Annotated in this window: 25 protein-coding genes; 5 read left to right on the top strand and 20 right to left on the bottom strand. The window is 62.1% G+C overall.

The features are described from left to right. A complete protein-coding gene (locus M1D89_RS10705; protein WP_175538584.1) occupies nucleotides 1-357 on the bottom strand; it encodes a YidH family protein in 357 nt (118 codons plus the stop codon). Nucleotides 358-437: 80 nt separating this feature from the next. Between M1D89_RS10705 and M1D89_RS10700 the strand changes: the two genes are divergently transcribed. After that, entirely contained in the window at nucleotides 438-1,508 is a 1,071-nt protein-coding gene (locus M1D89_RS10700) for an ADP-ribosylglycohydrolase family protein (RefSeq protein ID WP_498650381.1), read from the top strand. A gap of 7 nt (nucleotides 1,509-1,515) precedes the next feature. On the opposite strand, the gene M1D89_RS10695 is transcribed toward M1D89_RS10700, so the two are convergent. The 5 genes from M1D89_RS10695 to M1D89_RS10675 form a co-directional block, all read right to left on the bottom strand. Next, nucleotides 1,516-2,085 (bottom strand): DUF4395 domain-containing protein, encoded by a 570-nt coding sequence (locus M1D89_RS10695; protein WP_498650380.1) that lies wholly within the window; start codon nucleotides 2,083-2,085, stop codon nucleotides 1,516-1,518. Nucleotides 2,086-2,173: 88 nt separating this feature from the next. Continuing rightward, nucleotides 2,174-3,184, bottom strand: a complete 1,011-nt coding sequence (locus M1D89_RS10690) for a 3'-5' exonuclease (protein ID WP_498650378.1) — start codon at nucleotides 3,182-3,184, stop codon at nucleotides 2,174-2,176. Nucleotides 3,185-3,280: 96 nt separating this feature from the next. After that, the gene (locus M1D89_RS10685; protein WP_498650376.1) at nucleotides 3,281-3,967 is read right to left on the bottom strand and encodes a hypothetical protein; all 687 of its coding nucleotides are present in this window, start codon (nucleotides 3,965-3,967) and stop codon (nucleotides 3,281-3,283) included. Beyond that, a complete protein-coding gene (locus M1D89_RS10680; RefSeq protein WP_498650375.1) occupies nucleotides 3,964-4,899 on the bottom strand; it encodes an ABC transporter ATP-binding protein in 936 nt (311 codons plus the stop codon). The genes M1D89_RS10685 and M1D89_RS10680 overlap by 4 nt, the downstream gene beginning before the upstream one ends. Further along, nucleotides 4,896-5,297 carry a GntR family transcriptional regulator gene (locus tag M1D89_RS10675; protein ID WP_498650373.1) on the bottom strand — a complete coding sequence of 134 codons (402 nt, stop codon included), beginning with the start codon at nucleotides 5,295-5,297 and terminating at the stop codon, nucleotides 4,896-4,898. The genes M1D89_RS10680 and M1D89_RS10675 overlap by 4 nt, the downstream gene beginning before the upstream one ends. A 130-nt stretch (nucleotides 5,298-5,427) precedes the next feature. Between M1D89_RS10675 and M1D89_RS10670 the strand changes: the two genes are divergently transcribed. Further along, on the top strand, nucleotides 5,428-6,189 hold the full coding sequence (locus M1D89_RS10670; protein WP_498650938.1) for a DedA family protein: 762 nt from the start codon (nucleotides 5,428-5,430) through the stop codon (nucleotides 6,187-6,189). 73 nt (nucleotides 6,190-6,262) lie between these two features. Here M1D89_RS10670 and rdgB read toward each other — a convergent pair whose 3' ends face one another. The 6 genes from rdgB to clpS form a co-directional block, all read right to left on the bottom strand. Further along, nucleotides 6,263-6,925, bottom strand: coding sequence for an RdgB/HAM1 family non-canonical purine NTP pyrophosphatase (rdgB, locus tag M1D89_RS10665; RefSeq protein WP_498650370.1), 663 nt, complete (start codon nucleotides 6,923-6,925; stop codon nucleotides 6,263-6,265). Continuing rightward, nucleotides 6,922-7,680, bottom strand: coding sequence for a ribonuclease PH (rph, locus tag M1D89_RS10660; RefSeq protein ID WP_256491571.1), 759 nt, complete (start codon nucleotides 7,678-7,680; stop codon nucleotides 6,922-6,924). Before rph ends, rdgB begins: the two co-directional genes overlap by 4 nt. An 84-nt stretch (nucleotides 7,681-7,764) precedes the next feature. Beyond that, complete coding sequence (locus M1D89_RS10655) at nucleotides 7,765-8,562, bottom strand: MBL fold metallo-hydrolase (RefSeq protein WP_498650368.1); 798 nt, start codon at nucleotides 8,560-8,562, stop codon at nucleotides 7,765-7,767. After that, complete coding sequence (gene murI / locus M1D89_RS10650; RefSeq protein WP_498650367.1) at nucleotides 8,559-9,629, bottom strand: glutamate racemase; 1,071 nt, start codon at nucleotides 9,627-9,629, stop codon at nucleotides 8,559-8,561. The genes M1D89_RS10655 and murI overlap by 4 nt, the downstream gene beginning before the upstream one ends. 84 nt (nucleotides 9,630-9,713) lie before the next feature. After that, nucleotides 9,714-10,280 carry a DUF2017 domain-containing protein gene (locus M1D89_RS10645; RefSeq protein WP_178996802.1) on the bottom strand — a complete coding sequence of 189 codons (567 nt, stop codon included), beginning with the start codon at nucleotides 10,278-10,280 and terminating at the stop codon, nucleotides 9,714-9,716. Continuing rightward, nucleotides 10,273-10,635 carry an ATP-dependent Clp protease adapter ClpS gene (gene clpS, locus M1D89_RS10640; protein ID WP_419200220.1) on the bottom strand — a complete coding sequence of 121 codons (363 nt, stop codon included), beginning with the start codon at nucleotides 10,633-10,635 and terminating at the stop codon, nucleotides 10,273-10,275. Before clpS ends, M1D89_RS10645 begins: the two co-directional genes overlap by 8 nt. Nucleotides 10,636-10,672: 37 nt before the next feature. On the opposite strand from clpS, the gene M1D89_RS10635 reads away from it, so the two are divergent. Both M1D89_RS10635 and M1D89_RS10630 read left to right on the top strand, forming a co-directional pair. Next, nucleotides 10,673-12,001: a nicotinate phosphoribosyltransferase gene (locus tag M1D89_RS10635; protein ID WP_498650364.1), complete on the top strand. Its 1,329-nt coding sequence runs from the start codon at nucleotides 10,673-10,675 to the stop codon at nucleotides 11,999-12,001. After that, nucleotides 12,001-12,627: an isochorismatase family protein gene (locus M1D89_RS10630; RefSeq protein ID WP_498650362.1), complete on the top strand. Its 627-nt coding sequence runs from the start codon at nucleotides 12,001-12,003 to the stop codon at nucleotides 12,625-12,627. Before M1D89_RS10635 ends, M1D89_RS10630 begins: the two co-directional genes overlap by 1 nt. Before the next feature lie 84 nt (nucleotides 12,628-12,711). Here the strand turns inward: M1D89_RS10630 and M1D89_RS10625 are convergent, their stop codons facing one another. From M1D89_RS10625 to M1D89_RS10590, 8 genes are all read right to left on the bottom strand, one after another. Further along, nucleotides 12,712-14,487, bottom strand: coding sequence for a DEAD/DEAH box helicase (locus M1D89_RS10625; RefSeq protein WP_091468360.1), 1,776 nt, complete (start codon nucleotides 14,485-14,487; stop codon nucleotides 12,712-12,714). Nucleotides 14,488-14,599: 112 nt separating this feature from the next. Beyond that, a complete protein-coding gene (locus M1D89_RS10620; RefSeq protein ID WP_017200120.1) occupies nucleotides 14,600-14,938 on the bottom strand; it encodes a DUF3039 domain-containing protein in 339 nt (112 codons plus the stop codon). Nucleotides 14,939-14,946: 8 nt separating this feature from the next. After that, nucleotides 14,947-15,729, bottom strand: a complete 783-nt coding sequence (nagB, locus tag M1D89_RS10615) for a glucosamine-6-phosphate deaminase (protein ID WP_498650359.1) — start codon at nucleotides 15,727-15,729, stop codon at nucleotides 14,947-14,949. A gap of 81 nt (nucleotides 15,730-15,810) precedes the next feature. Continuing rightward, nucleotides 15,811-17,382 carry a transporter gene (locus M1D89_RS10610; RefSeq protein WP_498650357.1) on the bottom strand — a complete coding sequence of 524 codons (1,572 nt, stop codon included), beginning with the start codon at nucleotides 17,380-17,382 and terminating at the stop codon, nucleotides 15,811-15,813. Continuing rightward, nucleotides 17,364-18,281, bottom strand: coding sequence for an ABC transporter ATP-binding protein (locus tag M1D89_RS10605; RefSeq protein ID WP_498650354.1), 918 nt, complete (start codon nucleotides 18,279-18,281; stop codon nucleotides 17,364-17,366). Before M1D89_RS10605 ends, M1D89_RS10610 begins: the two co-directional genes overlap by 19 nt. 40 nt (nucleotides 18,282-18,321) lie before the next feature. After that, nucleotides 18,322-19,422 carry an NADH:flavin oxidoreductase/NADH oxidase gene (locus M1D89_RS10600; RefSeq protein ID WP_498650352.1) on the bottom strand — a complete coding sequence of 367 codons (1,101 nt, stop codon included), beginning with the start codon at nucleotides 19,420-19,422 and terminating at the stop codon, nucleotides 18,322-18,324. Continuing rightward, the gene (locus tag M1D89_RS10595; protein WP_498650350.1) at nucleotides 19,422-20,420 is read right to left on the bottom strand and encodes a co-chaperone YbbN; all 999 of its coding nucleotides are present in this window, start codon (nucleotides 20,418-20,420) and stop codon (nucleotides 19,422-19,424) included. Before M1D89_RS10595 ends, M1D89_RS10600 begins: the two co-directional genes overlap by 1 nt. A 38-nt stretch (nucleotides 20,421-20,458) precedes the next feature. Next, nucleotides 20,459-22,270, bottom strand: coding sequence for a DUF8094 domain-containing protein (locus tag M1D89_RS10590; RefSeq protein WP_498650348.1), 1,812 nt, complete (start codon nucleotides 22,268-22,270; stop codon nucleotides 20,459-20,461). Nucleotides 22,271-22,471: 201 nt separating this feature from the next. On the opposite strand from M1D89_RS10590, the gene M1D89_RS10585 reads away from it, so the two are divergent. Continuing rightward, complete coding sequence (locus M1D89_RS10585) at nucleotides 22,472-23,779, top strand: AI-2E family transporter (RefSeq protein ID WP_498650344.1); 1,308 nt, start codon at nucleotides 22,472-22,474, stop codon at nucleotides 23,777-23,779. The last annotated feature ends 8 nt before the right edge of the window (nucleotides 23,780-23,787 follow it).

Raw genomic sequence — 23,787 nt, 5'->3', positions numbered from 1 at the left:
TTACCGCGCCACCAATATCAGCACAGCGAAGGCGAACGCCGCTACGGCTACAACAATGGTCATGAACAGCATGACCCGGGAGAACGGGAGCGCCTGATCGTTGCGCATGGCGGCTTCCATCTGCCCCCAGCGCCGGTAAGAAAGTGCTGCCAGCCCCGCCCCGACCAGTGCCAGCAAGACACAAAGGACCAACCGGACGGGTGTGGGCGCGATGTTCGGGGCCAGCTGGTCAACGGCAACTGCGCCGGCGAGCAAGGCCAGGGACGTGCGGATCCACGCGAGAAAGGTGCGTTCGTTGGCAAGGGAAAACCTGTAGTCGGGCGTCTTGCCTGTCCGTCGCCAAGCAGGTTCACGCAAAATGTCACTCCAAGTTCGTCAGTGCCGGGCAGCTTCCCCACCATATCAGCGGCGGTTCACGGGCAGGGTAAGTTACTGGCATGAGTGTTGAGCCTAAATCCCCCGCTGTTCCTTCCTTCGAATCCCGTGTCCAGGGGGCACTTTTGGGAGGGGCCCTGGGTGATTCCCTTGGTTATGCCGTGGAGTTCGACTCCATCGCCGCGATACGTGCCCGCTATGGTTCCGGCGGCCTGACGTCTTTCGCACAACTCGACGGCGGCAGCCACTTCTCGGACGACACTCAGATGACGTTGTACACCGTTGACGGCCTTGTGGAAGCGCTCGAATGGGCGAACGACGGCGTTGCGGCCGACGAGATTGCCTGCCTTTGGCTGGCTTACCTGCGCTGGCTCGCCACTCAGGACGTGGCTGTTGCCTCCTCCGCTCCCGTGCCGCAACCGCGCTGGATCGACGCCCAGGAAGTCCTGCATCACCGGCGTGCACCAGGGAATGCCTGCCTCAGTGGCTTGGCAACGGGGGAAATGGGAACAGTTGCACGTCCGGTCAACGGCGATTCCAAAGGTTGCGGGACGGTGATGCGTTCAGCCCCGTTCGGACTCATCCCGCACATTTCACGTGAGGCCGTGTACAAGCTCAGCTCTGACGCCGCTTCCTTGACGCATGGACATGCTTCGGCGCGACTCAGCGCAGCAGCCTTTAGCCTGCTGATCCACAACATCGTGGCCGGAAGCGACATCCGCACCTCCGCTACCGAGGCCCTCAGCTATGTCAACGGCGTCCCTACCAAAGCACCCGAACTGGCGGAACGGCTGGAAGCCGCCCTGCAGTTGTCCTTGCAGCCTGCCCCACTGGACCCGGAAGGACTGACCACGGCGCTCGGTGAGGGCTGGATTGCCGAGGAGGCACTCGCCGTCGGTCTTTACGCTGTGCTGGCCACCAGCGGCGGCACGCCAGCAGAACAGTTCCGCAATGCAATAACCGTGGCCATCAACCACAGTGGCGACAGCGACTCCACAGGCTCCATTGCGGGAAACATTCTGGGGGCCTACTACGGCGAAGACGGCTTGCCGTCCGACTGGCTCGAGGCCCTGGAAGGCCAGGCGGTCATTCGCGGCATGGCGGACAGATTGCTTGCCGTCACCACCGGTTAAACAAAAGTCAGGTCTGGCGGAGCGTCACGTTGTTGCAGGCCTCGCACACGTCCTCGGGGATGAGGCCCTTGCGCTGCAGGAAACCAAAGATCGCGCAGCCGAGGCAGAAGCCTACAAAGGCTTCCAGCGAAGCTGCCACGATCAGCAGCGCCAGCAGAATCCAGGCGGCGGGCTGGAAGCCAGTGAAAAACAGCACGACGGCGGCACTCGTCAGTGCGGCGCCGATCCCTTGGGCGAACCGCTTGGGAGGACCGGCCACAAGCTTGGCGTGCCCGATCCTTGGTGCCAACACCTTGACTGACAGAAGAGCAAGCGGGGAGATCCGTGGTCCGAACAGCACACGAAGCCAGAACCCGGCAGCAAGAGCCACCAAGCCCCCGGCCCAGCCGGTCAGCAGGGTGGCGACTGCTACCACCACAACCAGTCCGGCCGTGATCCTGGCAGCATATTCGTTCACGGGATTGGGGAAAGCGAAAAAAGCCCGCCAACCAGCCCCACCGTTTGTTGCAGCGCCAGAAGGAGCGGGACCGCTGGCAGGACGGCGCTCGGGAGCTTGGGGAGGGGCTGACTTGGTCATGCCCCAAGGCTAGGAGTACCGCACTTCCAGCAGGAAGGATTATTGCGCAGTATGACCACACTGGCGCAGTGACCCAGGGGGTGGGGCGTTACGCCCCGCCCACCATCTGCAGGAACTCGCCCTCAGACACAACCTCGATTTGCTGGCCTTTGGCATGCAGTTCCAGGACCCGTTTGGCTTTGCCTGTGAGGCGCCCGGCGCGAAGGTCGCCAGCCACGAAGCCATCGCCCACGATCAGCACTGTGGTGCGTGCTGTGACCCGGCTTTCCGGACGTGCACCCATGTCTGCGGCGCGGGATTTCGCCTCCGGCCTGGTGATGGCGAGGTCGCCCGTGAACACCACTGTCTGGCCGAAGAGCGGATGCCCGGGTTCCGCAGCTGGGTTCGGCAGGGGGTTGGGCCCCTCCTCCGGCCAGCTCGAGAAACCGGTAGGGACGCCAAGTGCTCGTTCCAGTGTTTGTTCTGCGAAGCTGCCGGTTCTGGCAGCGAGTGCGGACATGGTCGCCTTGGACAGACCTTGGGCTGGATCGAATGCAGGTTGCTTCGGCAGGTTGAGGCCGAGGGAAAGGTAGAGTTCGGCGATGCTGTTGGCGTTGTTCCGTCTGGCGATGTCCACAAGGATTCCGGCGCAGGCCCGGGCATCTTCCGCGGCGTCGTGGTGGTTGACCAGGGGAACGCCTGCTTCCTCGGCGGCATAGGGCAAAGAGTTGGACACCAATGAGTAGCAGCGGCGGGAGAGCATCACAGTGCACACATAGTCGTAGGCCGGCCCCGCAAGACCGGAGACTTCCAGGCCTGACCGAATAACCCCGAGGTCAAAAGCTGCGTTGTGCGCAGCAAGTATGTCGTTCCCAATGAAAGCGCCAATTTCCGGAAAGAGCTCCCCGAACCGCGGGCGATCAGCGACGTCTTCCGCGCGGATGCCGTGGATGCGCGTGTTGTGGAACTCGAAGTGATCGTGGTTTTCGGGCGGGCGCATGAGCCAGGAGGCTTCCTCCACTACCACTCCGCCACGGACTTTACTGAGGCCTACCGAACACGGTGACCCCCGGAAGCCGTTGGCTGTTTCAAAGTCGATCGCCGTAAAGTCCAATGCCACTGGACAAGGTTACAGCCGGAAAAGGCCGTCCTTGCCGATTTCTGCGGCGGGGCGGCCCTTCCGGCCTGCATTGTGGCCAACGCTACATTTGGACGCCTATGGGGTGGCCCTGCGAAGGGTTGCGTAGGAACCGGCCGCCAGGATGACGCACAGCAGCGCAGCCCATCCGCTGATGCTGAGCGGCGTCTGCTGGGCGAACCAGCTTCCAACATGTCCCCATCCCTCAAAGAACGTTGTGAGGGCAGCGGCACCGATCAGGGCGATTGCTGTACCCAAGGTTGACACCAGCGTTCCAGTGGTGCCCCAACGTTTGAAGATGGTGGCGAACCAGAATCCGATGATGAACATGAACATCATCAGCACGAAGAAGAATGCCGCTGTCGAGTACCAGGGACCATCCGTGACCCAGGGGATATTGAAGAAGTAGCCGTAGACACCCCAGCCGTTGGTTGCCCGTTCAATGACGCCACCCAGCATATAAAGCACTGTCATCCCTACCGCGATCAGCGAGAAGAGGCCCAGGGTTCCCAGGTAGAACGCACGTCGGCTGATGCTGAGGCCTTGGGAAAACGGGAACACCAAGGTCATGCTTTGGATGCCAAGGACCAGGAAGTACCACAGGGGCGCCTGGCTGCCACCACCATTTTTCCCCTCAGTGACGGGAATGAGCGCGAAGATGGCGAGCGACATCAGGAAGGATGCCGCCAGGATGGTTAATGGCCATCCGATGTACGTCCATTTATTGATCAGCTGCATTCGGGCAACTGCTACCGTCCTGCTCATCGCTTTGCCTCCATAGCGTCATCGGCGAAGTCTCCGGTATTTGATGAGAGGCCGGCTCCAGCACCGGCCATGGTCTTCCGGACCACCAACTGCTGCAATGAAACCGGCGAAAGTTCGAGGCCCAACTCCTGGGCTTCTGTGCGTTCGCGGCTACCCAGCACCTCGTCCACCGTCACGGAGGCCAAGGACCCCAGCGTTTCGCGGTGCAGGATCCTACGGCCAGCCAGGAAGGCGTCCACCTTTTCTGCGGAACCTGAAACAGTGACAGCCGAACCCCGGATCACGTCGGCATCGGCGTCCATGATGATCCGCCCCCGGTCGATCACGATGACGTGTTCAAGGAGGTTCGCTACCTCGTCGATCAGGTGTGAGGAAAGGATGATGGTGCGAGGGTGCTCGGCGTAGTCCTCCACCAGGCGGTCGTAGAACAGTTGCCGGGCGACGGCGTCGAGACCCAAATACGGCTCATCGAAGAACGTCAGTTCTGCACGCGAGGCGAGGCCAATGATGACTCCTACCGCGGATAGCTGACCGCGTGAGAGCTTTTTGATCCGGCGCTTGACTGGAAGTTGGAAATCTTCGGCGAGGCGGTCAGCGAAGCCTTGGTCCCAGTTCTTGTAAAAGAGCGCCGCGGAGCGGAAGGCGTGCTGCGGTTGGAAATCGTCCGGGTATTTCTGTGATTCACGGATGAAGCAGATCCGGGACAGCACGGCGTCGTTCTCGTATGCGCTGGCGCCAAAAACCAGGGCTTCCCCGGAAGTAGCGAAAGCTTGGGCGGTGAGGATGGACATCAACGTGGTCTTGCCCGCACCGTTGCGTCCCAGCAGGCCGTAAATGCGGTTCGCAGAGAGGCTGAGGTTAACGTTGTCCAGAGCGTTGAGGTCTTTGTAATGCTTGATCAGGTTACGGGCCTCGACGATGGTGTCGTTCACAGGGCCGCGCTCCTTTCCTTGTCTGTCCCGGTTTCCGGTGCAAGCCCGGAGCTGCGTTCAATCATCGTGTTCAACTGCTCTGTAGAGATGCCCAGCTTTCGGGCCTCCAGTGCCAGCGGCTTGACGTACTGCTCGAAGAATTCCTCGGTGCGGCGTGCGACCAACTGGGCGCGCGCTCCTGTGGCGACGAACATCCCTATCCCCCTGCGTTTATAGAGAATTCCTGAATCCACCAGCAGATTGACGCCCTTGGCGGCAGTCGCCGGGTTGATGCGGTGAAAAGCTGCGAACTCATTGGTGGAAGGAACCTGCGACTCTTCAGCCATGGTGCCGTCCACAATTCCGTTCTCGATAAGTTCGGCGATCTGCATGAAGATCGGTTTGCTGTCGTCAATCATGAGCACCACCGCCCTACTGGTTCATTACTCATGTAACTAACCATACAACCAGCAAACCGCGAGTCAAGTGAAAGCCGGGAAAAATACGACGACGGCCGTCAAGTAGGCTTGATGGGTGATCTTTTCTGCGATAAGCGACCTTGCCGTATCCACATTCGGGGGCGCGGGACCGGTTTCGCCGCCTATGGCTTCGTTCCTGCCGGACTGGCTGAACCCCGACGTCTTCCTCCGCGATTCACCTTTGGGACCGTGGGTGGTCCTCCTGGTCTGCGCCATTGTGTTCGCAGAAACAGGCCTTTTGGTGGGGTTCTTCCTGCCCGGTGACTCCATGCTGTTCACGGCGGGACTCCTGGTCTCCACCGGCGCCATCGAGTTCAATCTGTGGGCCATGTGCGCCATGATCATCGTGGCTGCCATCATCGGTAACCAAACCGGTTACCTCATCGGGTCCAAGGCCGGCCCGGCAATCTTCAACAAGCCGGATTCACGGCTGTTCAAGAAGGAAAACGTGGAGAGCGCGCACGCGTTCTTCGAAAAGCACGGCGGCAAGGCCTTGATCCTGGCGCGGTTCGTTCCCATCATCCGCACTTTCGTGCCGGTGATCGTGGGTGTTGCGCAGATGGACAAGCGCAAGTTCTTCCTTTTCAACGTCATCGGCGCAGTCCTCTGGGGCGGTGGCGTTACCTTGCTCGGCGCGTGGCTTGGCCAGTTCGAGTGGGTTGGCAACAACATCGACATCATCTTCATCGTCATCGTCCTGATCTCCGTCATCCCGATCTTCATTGAGATCGGCCGGGGATTCATGGCAAAGCGCAGGGCCGCGGCCGCAGGCACCGACCCTGTGGAAGAGTTCATCGAGGAGCACGAGGGCGGCAAGCACAGCGAGCATTAGAGCTCCAGCAACCTCCCCAGGCACACGAAAAGGCACCCCGCACAGCGGGGTGCCTTTTGCGTCCACGAAGGATCTAGTTCGAACCGGTCTCGGACAAAGCCGACACAATCGCGGGAAGCAGCGCGCGGAACGCCTGCCCCCTGTGGCTGATGGCGTTCTTCTCCTCAGAGCTAAGCTCGGCGCAGCTCCGATCCATGCCGGCCGGTTGCAGCACGGGGTCATAGCCGAATCCACCCTCGCCGCGGGGCTCGCGCAGGAGTGTCCCTTCCAACTGGCCATACTCCACGGTCTCGTGGGCAATGCCGTCGGGACCAGGGACAGCCAATGCAGCCGCACAGACAAACGCGGCCCCGCGGAACGAGTCCGGGACATCAGAGAGCTGTGCCAGCAACAGGTTCAGGTTGGCGACGTCATCGCCATGCCTTCCGGACCAACGTGCCGAAAAAATACCCGGGGCCCCGCCCAGGACATCAACGGCCAATCCGGAGTCGTCAGCGATGGCCACCAGGCCAGTCGCTTCCGCCACGGCCTTGGCCTTGAGGAGGGAGTTCTCGGCGAAGGTGACACCGGTTTCGGCAACATCCGGGGCACCTGCCGCAGCGGCGTCCACCACCTGGGTGTCGACGTCGAGCCCTGGAACCTGGCCCCGGAGCAGTTCGCGTAGTTCCTTCAGCTTGCCCTTGTTGTGGGTTGCCAGGACGAGGCGTGGAGCGCCGGACGTCGGCGTGCCGCTCACGGAGCCTCCGCCAGCGTCTCGCGCTGGATTGCGGACAGCTGGCTGGTGCCCAGGAGAGCGAGATCAAGCAGCGCGTTGAGCTCGTCGCGGTCGAACGGGGCACCTTCCGCGGTTCCCTGAACTTCCACAAATTTGCCCGAACCGGTGACCACAACATTCATGTCGGTCTCCGCGCGAACGTCTTCCACGTACGGGAGGTCCAGCATCGGAACACCATCGATGATGCCCACGGAAACTGCTGCGATGGTGTCCACCAAGGGCTCTGCGTTGCGGGCGATCAGCTTGTTCTCACGGGCAAAACGGATGGCTTCCGCCAGTGCCACGTAGGCGCCGGTGATCGCGGCAGTGCGTGTACCGCCGTCCGCCTGGAGGACATCGCAGTCCAGGACGATCGTGTTTTCACCCAGCGCCTTGGTGTCGATGATGGAGCGCAGCGAGCGGCCAATGAGGCGGGAGATCTCGTGGGTGCGTCCACCGATCTTGCCCTTGACCGACTCGCGGTCAGACCGGGTGTTTGTGGCCCGGGGAAGCATGGCGTACTCAGCCGTTACCCAGCCGCGGCCTTCGCCTTTGAGCCAGCGGGGCACACCCTCGGTCAGCGAAGCTGTGCACAGAACCCGGGTGTTCCCGAATTCGATCAGCGCCGAGCCCTCCGCCTGCTTGGACCAGCCGCGGGTAATGCTGATGGGTCGCAGTTGGTCAGGGGTCCGGCCATCGGCGCGGATGACGGGAGTGGCTGTAGCTTCAGAAGTCATGGTTCAAGCTTAGCCAAGCTGACGGCCGCAACCCGACGCCCTACGAAGTTGGATCGAAGCGCACAGTTGGATCGAAGCGGACAGCTAAATTGTGTAGTGAACTCCGGCAACGGCAACAGCCACGTCACCGCTGAATACCGGTTTGGCCTCGGACAGTACTTTGGTCTGTGAGGTCCACACCGGGATGTGTGTCAGGAGGAGGCGCTTGGCACCTGCATTCATTGCGGCCTCGCCTGCACGCTTACCGGTGAGGTGGACGTCCTTGATCCCGTCGTCGCGGCCTTCCTCGAAGGCCGCCTCACAAAGGAACAGGTCTGAGTCCCTCGCGGCATCTTCGAGTCCCTGGCAGGAATCGGTGTCCCCCGAATACGTCAGGATCTTGGTCACGGATACGCCGTCCTTGCCCGGTTCCGTAGCCGTGACCCGCAACGCATAAGCCTCTTCAACGGGGTGATTAACGGCGAAGGGGGTCACTGTGAACGGCCCCACTGTGACCGGCTTGAGCTCAGTCCAGTTGGTGAAGTCGAATTCCTCGTGCATCCCGGGATCCAGGTCCAGCCCATAGGCAGTGGCCATTCTGTCCGCGGTAGCTGCAGGACCCCAAACAGGCAGGCGGTCCCGGCCCCACCCGCCGGGCTTCCACCGGACCGCGACATGCAGGCCACACAGGTCCATGCAGTGATCGGGGTGCAAGTGGGTGAGGAAGATCGCGTCGATGTCTTCCAAGTCCGTATAGCGCTGGATGGCCCCCAAGGCACCACTGCCCAGATCCATCACGATCTTCCACTCGCGCTCACCGTCGTGAGCTGTCACCAGATAGCACGACGCCGGCGAACCCGGACCCGGGAACGAGCCTGTGCAGCCCACTATGGTCAGCTTCACAGGCCACGCCCCATTGTTGTGCCGGTGCCACTGGTGAGGGCGTCCTCGGGCTGGACGAAGTACGAGCGGCGGGACAGTCCCGCTCCCGATCGTGCCGCTTCCAGCATCTCGGGAGTAATGCGGGCAAGGCTGCCTGTCGGGTACTGGGCCGCGACGTGGTCCACATGTTTCACGGAGAGGACCTCCGGGCCCAGGAAGCGGCGGGCCAGGATTTCGAATTGAGTGGCATCACCAGTGGCTATGAATTCATGGCTGGGTGCTTGGGACCCCGTCCGTTGGATGCCGTGGTTGGCCAAGGCGCGGTAGACGTCCTTGGCAGTCTCTTCAGCGCTGGAGACAAGCGTGACGTCCTCGCCCATCACGAATGAGATGACGCCGGTCAGCAGTGGGTAGTGGGTGCAGCCCAGGACTACAGTGTCCACTCCGGCGTGCTTAAGGGGCTCCAGATATTCATTGGCGGCGGCCAGGAGGTCCGGACCGGTGGTGATTCCGGCCTCCACGAAGTTCACGAACGCCGGGCAGGCCACGGACGTAATCGTCAGGTCCGGAGCGGCAGCAAACGTGTCCTCATAAGCTCTGGACCCCACCGTGGCGGAGGTTCCGATGACACCGATTTTTCCGGAACGGGTAGCAGAGACAGCGCGCCGGACCGCCGGCTGGATAACTTCGATGACCGGGATGCCATAGCGTGCTGTATAGCGTTCCCTGGCATCACGGAGCACCGCGGCAGAAGCCGAGTTACAGGCGATAGTCAGCAACTTCACGCCTGAATCCACCAGTTCGTCCATAACGCCCAGCGCATTCGCCCGGACCTCGGCAATGGGCAGTGGACCATAAGGGCCATTTGCGGTGTCGCCCACGTAGAGGATTGATTCGTTGGGGAGTTGGTCGATGATGGAACGCGCCACCGTCAGCCCACCCACGCCTGAGTCAAAAATGCCGATTGGACGTGTCCCTATGAGTTCCCCGTTGCCGATGGGGGCGTCACTGCCCAACGCGCCGCTTGGTGAACCCGATGATGAAGTCATAATTATTCGAGAATAAGGCTTCCCGCGGTGTGCGGCCATTACCTGTGCTCTCCGCCTCGTGTCTGATTTGTCACAAGGCGGTCGCATTTGTTTCGGGGCAGGAGCAGCAACCCGCCATCCGGATCAGGATTTCGCCTGCCTTGCGGCCATCATCGCCTGCACCAAAGACTCCTGGAGCCACGTAGTGAAGTTGTAGACGAGGGCCAGATAACTCTCCACGTCCTCCGCCTGGCTCCAATCCTGCATACTGTGGATATGCTCGGCATCCGCTTCATCACGGATGTCCAGGCGTTCGGCCAGTACAAGCCGGACGTCGTTCAGCGCCATCGACCAGCGGGTAGCGTCCTCCGGCGTCAGAACGAGCTCGTTTTTATCCAGACCCAAAGCTGCAGCCCTCAAGGCACCGATTTTGTTTTCCCGCACAGAGCGTTCGGTGAGCTGGCGGAACTCCAGCGACCCGCCGTCGTCGTCCTTCATGACGTTCGGCAGGAGACGCAGCAGGGCGCGGTCGCTTGGCTGCTTCACGTCCATATCCAAGCCGATCAGCGCTGCGAGCGGGTCTTCGTTTTCCCGGACATCCGATTCCAGCATTGAAATGACGTCGTCAAGCAATCCGCGCAGGAGGTCACGCTCCGCCGGCTCCAGGTATCCGCTGATGCCCTTGAGACCGTATTTGAATGCCTTAGCCACGCTGGCGGCCGCCCTTCCCGGGTGTTTCGTTGCCACTCGCGGCCTTTTCCACTGTGGCCCAGAGACCAAAACCGTGCATCGCCACAGCGTGCTGTTCCACTTGTTCCTTACTACCGTGGGCCACAATGGAGCGGCCCTTCTTATGGACCTCCATCATCAGCTTGTGGGCTTTGGACTCGGAGTAGCCGAAGTAACTCTGGAACACATAGCTCACGTAGCTCATCAGATTCACGGGATCATTCCAGATCACAAGGTTCCACGGGATATCAGGGGCTGTCAGGACATCGGTGGACGACTGCTCTTCAGCTTTGGTCCGCTCATCGATGTCCGTGCCATACGCAACGCTAGGGCTCATCTGTCCATTCTATGGCGGCTCGCACTAGAGTGAATTCGTGAGTAGAGCCACGTCGTGGGACCACCCCGCAACTTCCTTGTACACAGACCACTACGAACTGACCATGCTTCAGGCAGCCTTACACTCGGGCGCTGCACACCGCCGCTCGGTGTTCGAAGCATTCGCCCGGCGGCTGCCGGACGGCCGCCGCTACGGCGTGGTGGGCGGCACCGGACGCCTGCTGGAAGGCATAGCTGACTTCCGGTTCGGCGACGACGAACTTGCCTTCCTTGAGCAGAACAAAGTGGTCAACCAGGAAACCCTGGACTACCTCGCCGACTACAAATTCAGCGGCGACATCTGGGGGTACGCAGAAGGTGACGCCTACTTCCCCAACTCCCCCATCCTCATCGTCGAATCGACCTTCGCCGAGGCCTGCATCCTGGAAACCTTCATCCTCTCGGTCCTCAACCACGACAGCGCCATTGCTTCCGCGGCTTCGAGGATGACCTCGGCGGCCGGCACACGCCCCTGCATCGAGATGGGGTCCCGGCGCACACAGGAGGAATCAGCGACGGCGGCAGCCCGCGCGGCCGTGATTGCCGGCTTCGCCAGCACCTCCAACCTGGAAGCCGGCCGGCGCTACGGCATCAAAACCGTCGGCACGGCAGCGCACTCCTTCACGCTCCTTCATGACACCGAGCGCGAGGCCTTCGAGGCACAGATCGCCGCGTTCGGTCCCGGCACTTCCCTGCTGGTGGATACCTACGACGTCGAGACGGCGGTGCGCACAGCCGTCGAGCTGGCCGGTGACAAACTTGGCGCAGTCCGGCTGGACTCCGGCGACCTCATTGCCCAGGCGCAGTGGGTACGCCAAATGCTCGATGACCTCGGCAACGTCAACACCCGCATCGTGGTCACCTCGGACCTCGACGAATTCGCCATCGCGGCCCTCCAGTCCGCCCCGGTGGACTCCTACGGAGTTGGTACCTCCCTGGTTACCGGGTCCGGGGCCCCGACGGCCAGCATGGTGTACAAGCTGGTCAGCCGCACCAACGACGCCGGCGAATTCATCTCAGTTGCCAAGGCTGCGAAAAACAAGGCCAGCGTGGGTGGACGCAAATATGCCCTCCGCAAGCTCAACGAACGAGGCCGTGCCACCCAGGAAATCGTGGGAATAGGCCACCGCCCCGAAGACGACGGCAACGACCGCGTCCTGCTTCACCAGTTCGTCAAGAACGGCGAGGTGCTTCCCGGATGGACCGGACCTGAAGGTGTCATCCGTGCCCGTGAACGGCACGCGGCCACCATGGCCGAGCTGCCCGCCGTCGTGAACCGCCTGCAGCGGGGCGAGGCTGCCATCCCCACCATCTACGAGGAGAACTGATGTCCAGGGCCCTGATCATCGTCGATGTACAAAATGACTTCTGCGAGGGTGGAACGCTCGCTGTCGAAGGTGGCGCCGCCGTTGCAGGTGCCATCACCGAGTACGTGGACGCCAACCAGCAACACTTTGACCACATCGTGGCCACCCAGGATTGGCACATCGAGCCCGGTGAACACTTTTCAGACGACCCGGACATGGTTGACTCCTGGCCTCCGCACTGCAGGGCCAGGAGCAAAGGCGCTGAACTCCACGAAGACCTTGATCCTGAGTACATCCAGGCGTACTTCCGAAAAGGACAGTTCACCGCGGCTTACTCAGGCTTTGAGGGCGTTCTGGCTCCTGAGGACGATGTCCCCACTGGAGACCTGAAGGCAGGCACCGCCGTAGCGGAGGTCCTCGATGAAGACGCGATAGGGCTCGACGACTGGCTACAGAGCCACGACGTCGAGGAAGTGGTGGTGGTGGGGCTGGCAACGGACTACTGCGTCAAGGCCACAGCACTGGATGCCGTCCAGGCCGGTTACACCACCACGGTCATCGCGGAACTAACAGCCGGAATCGCCGAGGACCTTTCGGGCGCCTACGACGAAATGGAAGCCGCCGGCGTCGAGGTCGAACGGGACTAAGACGGCACTTATTGAGCTCAAACAAGGGAGGGCGCCGGAATCGCGGCGCCCTCCCTTGTTTGGTTTTCGCTGATTTGGAGCCAGCTACTTCCTGCCGATGAACCAGTCCTGAAGCTTGCGCAGGCGGGCCTGCAACTGCTCCTCGTTCGCCTGGGCCACAGCGGGTCCCCCACACACTTCACGCAGCTTGGTATGCACCACTCCATGGGGAGTGCCGGTGCGGGCGGACCAGGCGGCCACGTTCTTAGCCAGCTCGTTGCGCAGGTCCATCAGCATGCGATGGTCAGGAACCGCAGGCGCAGCAGCGGCTGCCAAGGGCGACTGGCGCTTCTTGCGCGATTGCTGTTCGTGCTGGCGCTGACGCAACAGCGTGCCCACCTGTTCGGCGTCGAGAAGCCCCGGAATTCCCAGGAAGTCCAGCTCCTCATCCGAACCGATATCCGCACCCGTGCCAAACTCGCCGCCGTCGAAAAGGACACGGTCAAAGGAGGCCTGGGAGTCCAAGGCTTCAAACTTGCCCTTGGTGAGCTCGTCTGAGGCCTTGTCCTCCCGGTTGGCCTCAGCCATGAGGTTTTCTTCCGGGTTGAAGAGGCCGTCGTCGTCCTTTTCAGGGCGGTCCAATGCGTGATCGCGCTCGGCCTCCATGGTGTTGGCCAGCACCATCAGCGGAGGTACGGATGGGAGGAATACCGACGCCGTCTCTCCCCTCTTGCGGGCTCGCACAAAGCGCCCCACGGCCTGAGCAAAGAACAGGGGCGTAGAGGTTGAGGTGGCATAGACGCCCACTGATAGACGTGGAACGTCCACGCCTTCGGACACCATGCGGACAGCCACCATCCATCGCTGGTCCCCCGCGGAGAACTCCTCGATCTTGCTGGATGCCTTGGAATCATCAGAGAGAATGACAGTGGGCGATTGACCCGTTATTTTCTTCAGCTGACCGGCGTAGGCACGGGCGTCATCATGGTCCGTGGCAATCACCAGCCCGCCGGCGTCGGGTACGGTCCGCCGAACCTCGCCAAGCCGTTTGTCTGCGGCCGCCAGGACGGCCGGGATCCACTCGCCCGTGGGGTTCAGGGCAGTCCGCCAGGCCTGTGAGGTGATGTCCTTGGTTACAGCTGCTTCCCCGAGGGACGCCGCCATCTCGTCACCGGCACTGGTCCGCCAGCGCATCTGGCCTGAATAGGCCATGAACAGGACCGGACGCACCACATGGTCCCGCAGTGCGTTGCCATAGCCGTAGGTGTAATCAGCCTTGGAACGGCGAATGCCATCCCGGTCCTCGGCGTATTCGACGAAGGGAATCGGCGAGGTGTCCGAACGGAAAGGGGTACCCGTCAAGGACAAGCGCCGGGCAGCAGGATCAAAGGCCTCACGCAGGCCGTCTCCCCATGAAAGGGCCTCGCCGCCGTGGTGGATTTCATCCAGGATCACCAAGGTGCGGGCAGCTTCGGTCTTCGCGCGATGCAACATGGGCTTGCTCGCTACCTGCGCGTACGTGACGGCAACACCGACGAATCCCCGGCCGTGTTGGCCATCGGAGTTCTTAAAATTGGGATCAATGGCGACTCCCACTTTTGCTGCGGCGTCTGCCCACTGCCGCTTCAGGTGGTCAGTCGGCGCCACGATGGTGATGCGGTTGACCACACCGCTGTCCAGCAGGGTGGTGGCGATGCGCAGCGCAAAGGTGGTCTTACCAGCGCCGGGCGTTGCCACAGCGAGGAAGTCCTTCGGATTGCGGGTCATGTAGAGGTCCAGGGCCTCCTGCTGCCACGCACGGAGCTTGGGCGCTGTGCCCCACGCAGCACGCTCCGGGTATGCCGGTGGCAGGGATGGTCCACCAAAAAGTGTTTCTGTCATGCTGACTCCCCCGGACTGATGGCAGCGACGACGATCTCCGACCTTCCGGGCACGCCAAAGCGGGCCGTAGGACGGTGATGATCAGAAAGGGCCGGAGTTCTCTTCCCACCCACTACTTGGAGTTGCCCGGGCCGCCGTTTTTTCCACCGTCATTGCCGGGGCGGAGGCCTTCATAAATCTCCTTGCACTCCGGGCAGACCGGGAACTTCTTGGGATCGCGCCCCGGCGTCCAGACTTTGCCGCACAGGGCAATGACTGGCTCGCCGGTCAGGGCCGACTCCATGATCTTTTCCTTGCGGACATAGTGCGAAAACCGCTCGCGGTCGCCGGGCTCCACTTCCTGGCGCGTTTCCTCGCGCTCAATGGTGGCAGTGGACGTTCCGGCTCCGGAAAGCTCGCGCATGGGGTCGTTTTCGAATGGATCCGGAGGAAGCGTAGTCATGCCAAACATCTTACCGTCTACAGGCCCTGCCACTCCGGCTTGTTGTCATAGGTGTGCCGATAATAATCGGCCAGTTTCAGCGATGACGCGGCCGCCTCATCCACCAAAACCGTGGCATGCGGGTGCATCTGAAGGATGGATGCCGCGCAAATTGCAGCAACCGGCCCCTCCACGAAATCCCGGACAGCCTGGGCTTTCTGGGCGCCTGTTGCGACCAATACCACATGCCGGGCATCCATGATGGTGCCGAGTCCCTGCGTGACTACATGGTGGGGAACCTCGTCGATGCTGTTGAAGAAACGGGCGTTGTCCTTCCGGGTCTGCTCGATCAGCGTCTTGATGCGCGTCCGGGATGCCAGGGAGGAGCCAGGCTCATTGAAGCCAATATGACCGTCTGTTCCTACGCCCAAAATCTGGAGATCGACTCCACCTACCGCCTTAATGGCGTCTTCGTAGCCCTGGCATGCGGCCTCAAGGTCCTCGGCCGCGCCATCCGGCCCATGGACGTTCTCCGGTTTGATATTCACCCGGTTGGTGAACTCGCGTCGGATGACCTCGCGGTAGGACTCGGGATGTCCTGCTTGGAGCCCAACATATTCATCCAAAGCGAACCCATGCGCCTGGCTGAAGTCCAATCCCCCGGCCTCGTACCGGCTGGCCAACTCATCGTAAATGGGCAACGGTGACGACCCCGTCGCCAAGCCCAGGACTGCATTGGGCTTACGGCGAACCAGCGCTTCGATGGCATCGGCTGCAAGCGCACCGATCTGCTTAGTGCCAGGGAGAATGACAACTTCCATCGTCACGGCCTTTCTTAGTTATGAGCTATCTGACAAAGACGTTATCCCATGTCCCACCTACGGGCACGGTTGTTACGCAGGCTAGCGGTTCACGCTGAGTTGGGCGAACATTTCCGGACCGCGGGCGTCCAACCATTTTCCACCGAGCCGGACGCCAAGAACGAAGAGGATGACGCCGAGTAGAGGTCCCACTGCCAGGTTGATCCAACCGGTTTCCGGACCCCCGCTGAAGGCCTGGACAGCCACCAAGGCAAGCTCCGGAATGAGCAGGAGCGCCAGCACGCCCATACCGACGGCTTGCACTGCCAGCGTCTGGGCGACATTTCCCGGCGGTTTCTTGAACGGGCTGTCCCCCGGCAAAGGTACTGCGATGTTGTAGCGGGCCGAAATCACCGACGAGAGCCCCAACCCGGTAAAGAGAGTTCCCAGCGACAACCCCAGAAGATTGGGGAGCCATCGCCAGTCCCCCGTGACGAAAAGTGGGCCAATAGTAAACACGAGCACCACGGGAAGTGAGATGGCCAAGCAGGCCAAGGCGCGACCCAAGCGATCGTCAATGCCCCTGACACCCGCCGCGAGGTGGAGCGCAAAAGCTGTGTTGTCGTACGAGACATCAGCGCAGATGGACCAAGCCATCATGAACGCTGTCAACGGTCCCAGGATCATGAGCAGGTCGTAGCTGCCACTCTGTGATCCGCTGAAGAAAAAGATGACGGGAAACAAGGGAACAATCACCAGGGAGGCCGCATACCTTGGATCTTTCATCCAATAGATCAAAGCTCTGGCAGCAACCGCGCCTGCGGGCGTCCCGGGAAGAAGGGCAAACAGTCCAAGTTTTCCGCCCTTCCTGGCCGAGCCTCCGGAGTACGGGGGCGTCACCAAAGCACGCTGCAGCAGAATATGCCAGCACAAGAGGAGGCCGGCAATGGTTGCCGCGGAGATCAGGAATTTCAAGGCTGCGGCGCCGACGTTGCCGGACGCCAAGTCGCCGCCCAAGGACCAGGCCGCACCCAGCGGTGTCCAGGACACGGTGCGCGCCAACACGGGCAGGTAATCGGCACTGCCGCGAACGCCGTCCATAATTCCCACCATGATGGGCCCCAGCAGCATCAGCGGGATGAAGACAATGATGCTGCTGACGTCCTTGAAGCGTCGCGAGGAGGCAAGGCCGGCCGTCGCCGTCGTTACCACCTTGGACAACACGATGCATGTAAGGGCACCCAGAATGGCACCCAAAAAAGCGCCGGCCACAGCTGGAACGCTACGCCACCACGTTCCCACCGTGCCCAAAGCGGCGAGCAAGGTAGCCAAACCCGGAATACCGATGAACCCCGCCAGGGCGAGCCCAGCCAGTAGTTGCCTCGGGGGAATCGCGAACGTGGTGAAGCGAGCGGGGTCCAAGGTCATGTCCGCCGCGGAAGCGAGGAGCGGAATGATGGCCCACCCCAGCACCGTGGCCGCACCGCCAAGCACTACCACCGTGTGGGCAATCTCAGCGTCGGCCCAACGCAGCGCAATGAGTCCACCAATCAGAAGAGAAAGGACACCCAGCGCATAGAGCAAGCCGAGTGCCATCCCCACCAACTGCCACGGGCTGCGTTTGAATCCGTTAAGAAGCAGCCGCCACTTCAGGCTCAGAAGGTGCGCAACCATTCGAGCCCCTCCGTCCGGTGTCCGCCGCCCACCAACTGCACAAAGCGTTCTTCCAGGGTGGAGCCGTTCCGGACCTCGTCCACAGATCCAGCCGCCAGCACCCGACCACCGGCAACCACAGCGACATGGCTGCACATGCGTTGCACGAGGTCCATGACGTGGCTGGAAACGATGACAGTGCCGCCGGAAGCGACGTAGCTCTCCAATATGCCGCGGATGTTGGAAGCCGAAACGGGGTCCACCGATTCAAAGGGCTCATCCAGGACAAGGAGGCGGGGGGCGTGAATCAGGGCAGAAGCCAAGGCGATCTTCTTGGTCATACCGGCTGAGTAGTCAACAACCAAAGTGCCGGCGTCTGCCTGGAGATCAAGGGCGGCCAGCAACTCAGAAACCCGGGAGCCCACAACATCGCGATGCATGCCGCGGAGCAGTCCGGAATAGGTGACCAACTGTTCGCCCGTCAGCCTGTCAAAAAGACGCACCCCATCCGGCAGGACGCCCATGAGCTTCTTGGCTTCCAAGGGCCGCGCCCAAACGTCGACGCCATGGACCAAAGCCGTGCCAAAGTCGGGCCGCAGCAAACCGGTAGCCATGGACAGCGTGGTGGTCTTGCCGGCACCGTTGGGGCCAACCATCCCGTAGAAGGAACCCGCTGGGACTTCCAGGCTCACGCCATCGACGGCGATCTTCTCACCGAAACGCTTGGCCAGGCCGCGGATGGACAGTGCAGCCATCGGCGCACCGTCAGCAGGACCAGTTGAAGGCAGCGGGAGCGCGCCAAGCGGTGATTGAGTGTCCGGCTGCGTTTCGGGAGCCTGTTGCGGTGCCGAAGCTTGTGGCGGTGCGGACGCTTGTGGCGGCGCGGAAGTGGGCGTGGGTTCATGGCGTGGTTCCGTCATGGACCCAGCCTAACCTTGCCAACACGAACCTGAGCAGGTCCTAGAAGCCGTGGCGGGGAACGGCCCGCTGGTACTGCGGAACCCACGGAATGTCGTGGCCCAGTTCGTATGCAGCCCTGAGCCACCAGTGCGGATCCCGCAATGCGGCACGGGCCATGAAAACCGCATCAGCCCTGCCGTTCGCCACAATATCCTCCGCTTGGGTGGCGCTCGTAAGCAAGCCCACCGCGCCGGTGAGGACCCCGGCGTCGTTCTTTACCTGCTCGGCGAATCCAGCCTGATAACCGGGCACAGCCCTGATCTGCTGATGCGCTACTGCGCCGCCGCTGGAGACGTCCACAAGGTCAACGCCACGTTCGGCAGCGGCGCGGGCCAAGCGAACAGAAGCCTCGACGTCAACGCCGCCATCGGCCCAGTCCGATGCGGAAATCCGGAGCAGGAGCGGCATGGAGTCCGGGATGACTTCCCTGACTGCATCCACCACGGCGAGTATAAGCCGATTGCGCCCCTCCTCATTTCCACCCCAGCCATCCGTCCGGGTGTTGATGAGCGGGCTTTGGAACTGATGCAGGAGGTACCCGTGGGCACCGTGGATCTCCACAGTGTCGAAACCAGCCGCCACTGCCCGGCTGGCAGCGGTGGCAAAGTCGGCCACCACGCCCTGGATATCCGCGTCGCTCATAGCTTCCGGCGCAGCGTAGCCGTCAAACGGATCGCTGCCTGGCCCAACGGTGACCCATCCGCCGTCGGACTCCGGAACAGAGCCGGAGCGATCGGAAAACGGCCAATACGTAGATGCCTTGCGCCCTGCGTGGGCAAGTTGCGCGCCTATTTTGCAGTCGACAGCACCATGCCGGTGGACGAACGCTACTATCCGCTCCCATCCGGCCGCCTGCTCATCGGAGTACAAGCCAGCGTCCAGGGGGCTGATTCTGCCTGCAGCGTTAACGGCCGCAGCCTCACTTAGGATAAGCGCGGCACCGCCGGCTGCAAAAGAACCCAAGTGCATCAGGTGCCAGTCGTTGGGAACGCCTTCTCCGGTCTCCGGGTGGCAGCTGTACTGGCACATAGGCGATACCCACCCACGGTGCGGGACTGTTAGTGAGCGCAGCTGAAGCGGAGTGAACAGCGCGGACGGCACTAGAAGAGAACCCTCGCCAGCCCCTGACGCGCCTTTGCCACCCGCTCGTCCTGGGTTCCCACAACCTCGAAGAGCTCAAGGAGGCGCACGCGAGCGGTCTCACGCTCGGGACCGAAATTCCTGCCAATAAACGTGATAATGCGGTTGAAAGCGTCATCGATGTGGCCGCCCGAGATGTCGAGGTCGGCCACAGTCAACTGGGCCTGGACGTTGTCCGGCTCTTCGGCGGCGAGTTCGCGGAGGCTTTCGGCTTCCGGGGCAGAGAGCTGGTCTAATCTGGCCATCAGCTCAACCTGGGCCAACCCGGCCTTGGCATCGGTGTCTGCCGGCTGTTCGAGGAGCGCTTGCTTGTAGGCTGCGGCTGCGCCGGCGTAGTCGCCGACCTCGATCGCGTCAATGGCTGCCTGATGGAGTGGCGGCAGTGGTGCTGGTTCCGCGTCCCCTCCCGGTGCGACATCACCAATGCTGCCTGTGACCCCGTTTGCTGCAGCAACCTTGAGAAGTTCCTCAACCAGGTTTCGGATCTGTTCGTCATCCGCGGGTCCTTGGAAGAGCGGGACGGGCTGTCCCTTGACCACGGCAACTGCTGTGGGAACAGCCTGAACCTGGAAGGCCTGCGCCAGTTGCGGGAAGGTGTCCACATCGGCGGCGGCAAGCACCAAGCGGCCACCGTAACTTTCAACAACGCGTTCGGCTGCATCGAGGACGGCGGGTGACTCGGGCGCATAGCGCGACCAAAGCAGGAAAAGCACGGGGATCTGTGCGGACAATTGCACCAGATCCTGGAAATTTGATTCGCTTGCATCCACTCGAAGTGGTGCTTTGCCGGCATCGCCCGCTTGGGACGTGCCATCCGCGGGCGATCCACCCTCCGCCGAAGCAGAGGGGGCAGGCGCCGGCGGGGTGGCCGGGCGGCGCAGCGACGACAGGTCAACGGCACCGCGAAGATTGAGCTGGCTGGCAGCGGCTGGAGTGGGTCGGTATCCGGGCGAACTCATACCGTCCACTCTAGCCGCTGCCCTGCCATGGGTATGCCTTACTTGAAGCTGGCCCCCACCAGCCCGCGGGTAGCTGCCACGAGCTTCATGGGGTCGGCAGAGCCTGCCGGCGGGATGTACACGGCCACGGATTCAGCGAAGTTCAGAACCATGCCCGTGGTTGTTTCCTTACCACCGGCGAAGACTGCGGAATCGTCCTCAAGAAGAAGCTTGTCGCCTGCCGCCTTGGGCGTGCCCTCAAAAGCGAAGTCCAGACGACCCACAACCACGGCACCGCCGTCAGCTGTCCGCAGCACCACGGTCTGGTTGGTGACCGGCGTATGCGTGAACTTGAAGTTGGCGCTGGTTCCGTTTTTCACGGTGTCCGCTTGGTAGGCCAGCGCACCTGCGATGTAAGGGGACGACTGCCCATCGGCCAACTTGCTTCGGTTAGGCGACTCAGGGTTCGTCAGCATTTCGCTCAGGATTTCCAAGGCTTCATTACCGCTGTAGGCCAGGCCAGTGCTGTCACTCGCCGGTACAGGCTCGGTTCCCTTGCGCGGAATGGGGAAGGAGGGGAAGTTGGTGCCAGGCTGTAGCGGCGCACTGCCCCACAACTTGTAATTTTCACGAGGTGAAAGCTGCACGAGGGTCAGGACCTGCGGCACGACGTTCCCCTCGCCCTGTGTGAGGGCGAAGACCGTACGGGGCCAGTCCCGCTTGGTGCTGATGACGCTGCTCTGAAGCTTGGTGGCGCGGACCGGCATCCGTGGTTCGTAGGCAGATACTGTGGACCGGATCTTGTAGTTCTGGGTCCGGACCTGGAGTTCCATCTTGTCTACTCGCGGAGCCAATTTAGCTGCGTCCTTGGCAGCGTCCGCCGCATCTACAGTGCTCGCTACCTGCTCAAGGATCCGCTGCAGCTGGGATTCCAGCATGACAGGCGTTGCCTCTTCAGCAGTTGCTGCAGCGGACGAGGTCGTGGTGGCCTCGGGGGTTGTGGTGGCTTGGGCGGCGACTGCCGTCCCTCCGACCAAGACGGCTGCCATCGTAGCGGCGAGAGCCGTGACGCGGAGGGCTGGGCCTTCCGTGCCGGCACCAGGACGACGACCTTTGTCACCAGCAGGCGGCTGAACGGTGGGCGACTGGGTAGTTGGCGCCGCAACGCCCGGCGACTTGGCAGTGGAGGGCTGAACCGGGAGCGTAGTGGTTTCTCCGCCATCGCGCGGCTCATCGTCGTCGTCGTGCTTGCGGCGATTATTGAGCGCTTTGGCGATGAACGGCAGTGCCGCTCCGATCAGGATGATGATGATGCCCAAAACAATCAGAGGCACTGCCCAGGGGGTGGTGGCGTTGTTGGGGAACGTCATGGAAATCGACGACGGCGCAGGCTGGGTACCGTCGCCGGCTACCAGAAGGGACCATTCACCATCGGCGGGAGGGTTCCAGGTGTAGTCCAGATCGCCGCTGGCGTTTTCGGTGCTGACCCACAAATCGGATCCAGCCGGGGAAGGTGCCGTGGCCTCGCCGTCGGCAGAGGACACCTCCAGCGACTTCTGGTCCGCAGAGACACCGGTCAACGTGTTGTGGGCAGTCTCGCCGACCCAGGCTTCGACGTCGTCCGGGCGTCCCGTGGCGACGATGAAGTTGCCTTCGCCCTGGATCTTGATCTTCACCGGCCCGTCATGGAGGGCGATCAACTTTTGGTCGATCACGGTCAGCGGGGCAGCTTTGGTATCGCTGGGAACCGAAGCCGTCACGGTCTCGGAGGGGGCCCAAAAAGTCAGCTGGCCAATACCGGCCAGCATCGTCAGCAGGCCCAGCAGCACCAGCAAGGCTGCAGTCTTCAAACGCACAGGATCACCTATCATCAGCGGTCGTTGAACTTCAAGGGTAACCGTTTTGTTATCAGAGAGTCAGATCGAGGTGATCTCCCCGACATCGCGAAAAGCCCGCCACCGCGCCGCTGCAGCGCCATTCCGCGCTCCTGATACTGTGGCGATGATCATGATATCCGGGCCTTCCAACGCCTAAGTCCACCCGTACCACCACTGAAAAGGCAGCTAAACCGCGTGAAAGACCACATGGAGCCCCGTCCCGTCGATGAGCCCGGGTCAAGTGCGGTGGATGCCCCCTCCGAGGGTACTGCCGCAACGGCTCCGGCTGCGGCGGTTCCCGTCCGCACCGGACGCCTTGCTGCCATCAGCCGCAGGCTGAGGCAACCCATCCCCGGCGCCCGGAACCGCGTACGCTTCGAAATGCCGCCGGAAACCGAATCGGACGAACGCGGCGAAGGCTTCCGACCGGAGGACGACCACGGCTTCGGCGCCCCTGGCCCGCGCATGTCATCCCAGCACCCTGTATATGTCGGATTCATGGGTACTGCAGGTGTCGGCATTGCCTTGGCCGTATTCTACGTCGCCAGCAACACCACCCAGCTCATCCTGTGGATCGTGGCGGCACTCTTCATCGCCCTCGGACTTGATCCCGTGGTCCGCTGGCTTGAGGGCCGCAAAGTGCCCCGGCCCGCCGGCATCCTCATCTCCGTCTCAGCCCTTGTGCTCGCCGTGGCCGGCTTCTTCGCAACGCTGATTCCCACCATCGTCGAGCAGGTATCGGAAATCGTCCGCCAAGCTCCGGAGTGGATCCGCAGCTTCCTCGACTCGGACTTCTTCCGCAACGCGGACAGCCAATTTGGGGTGCGTGACCGTATCACCACTGAGCTGGACAAGTTCGTCAAGGATCCCGAAGCGATGGGCGGAATCTTCGGCGGTGTGGTCGGTTTCGGTTCCACCGTGGCCAACGGCCTGTTCGGTTCCCTGATCGTCCTGGTCCTCAGCCTCTACTTCCTGGCAGCCCTGCCATCGATGAAGAAGTGGGCCTATCGCCTCGCTCCTCGGTCCCGCCGTCCACGTGTCGAGGCGCTTTCCGAAGCGATCACCGACTCCGTGGGCAACTACGTCATAGGCCAGGTGTGCGTTGCCCTCTTGAACGCCATTTTTGCCTTCATCCTGATGACCATCCTGGGCATCCCCTTCAGCGTCCTGCTTGCCTTCGTCGTTGCCCTGCTGGCCTTCATTCCCCTGGTAGGCGGCATGATCGCCGCTGTTGTGGTCATCCTGGTAGCACTCACCGCTGGCTGGCAGACAGCCGTGATATACGCGATCGCCTACTTCGCCTACCTGCAGTTCGAGGCGTACTTCATCTCACCGCGCATCATGCAGCGCGCAGTAGCGGTGCCGGGGGCCGTCGCGGTGATCTCAGTGATTGCCGGCGGCAGCTTGCTCGGCGTGCTTGGTGCGCTCATCGCCATTCCGACTGCGGCAGCCATCATGCTGCTCATCAAGGAAGTATTCATCGTCCGCCAAGATCGGCACTGAGTCCCCGC

It is taken from the genome of Arthrobacter sp. D3-18, from assembly GCF_054408525.1.
The sequence above is the reverse complement of the archived record's forward strand: the minus strand, read 5'-3'. Positions and strand labels throughout refer to the sequence as shown.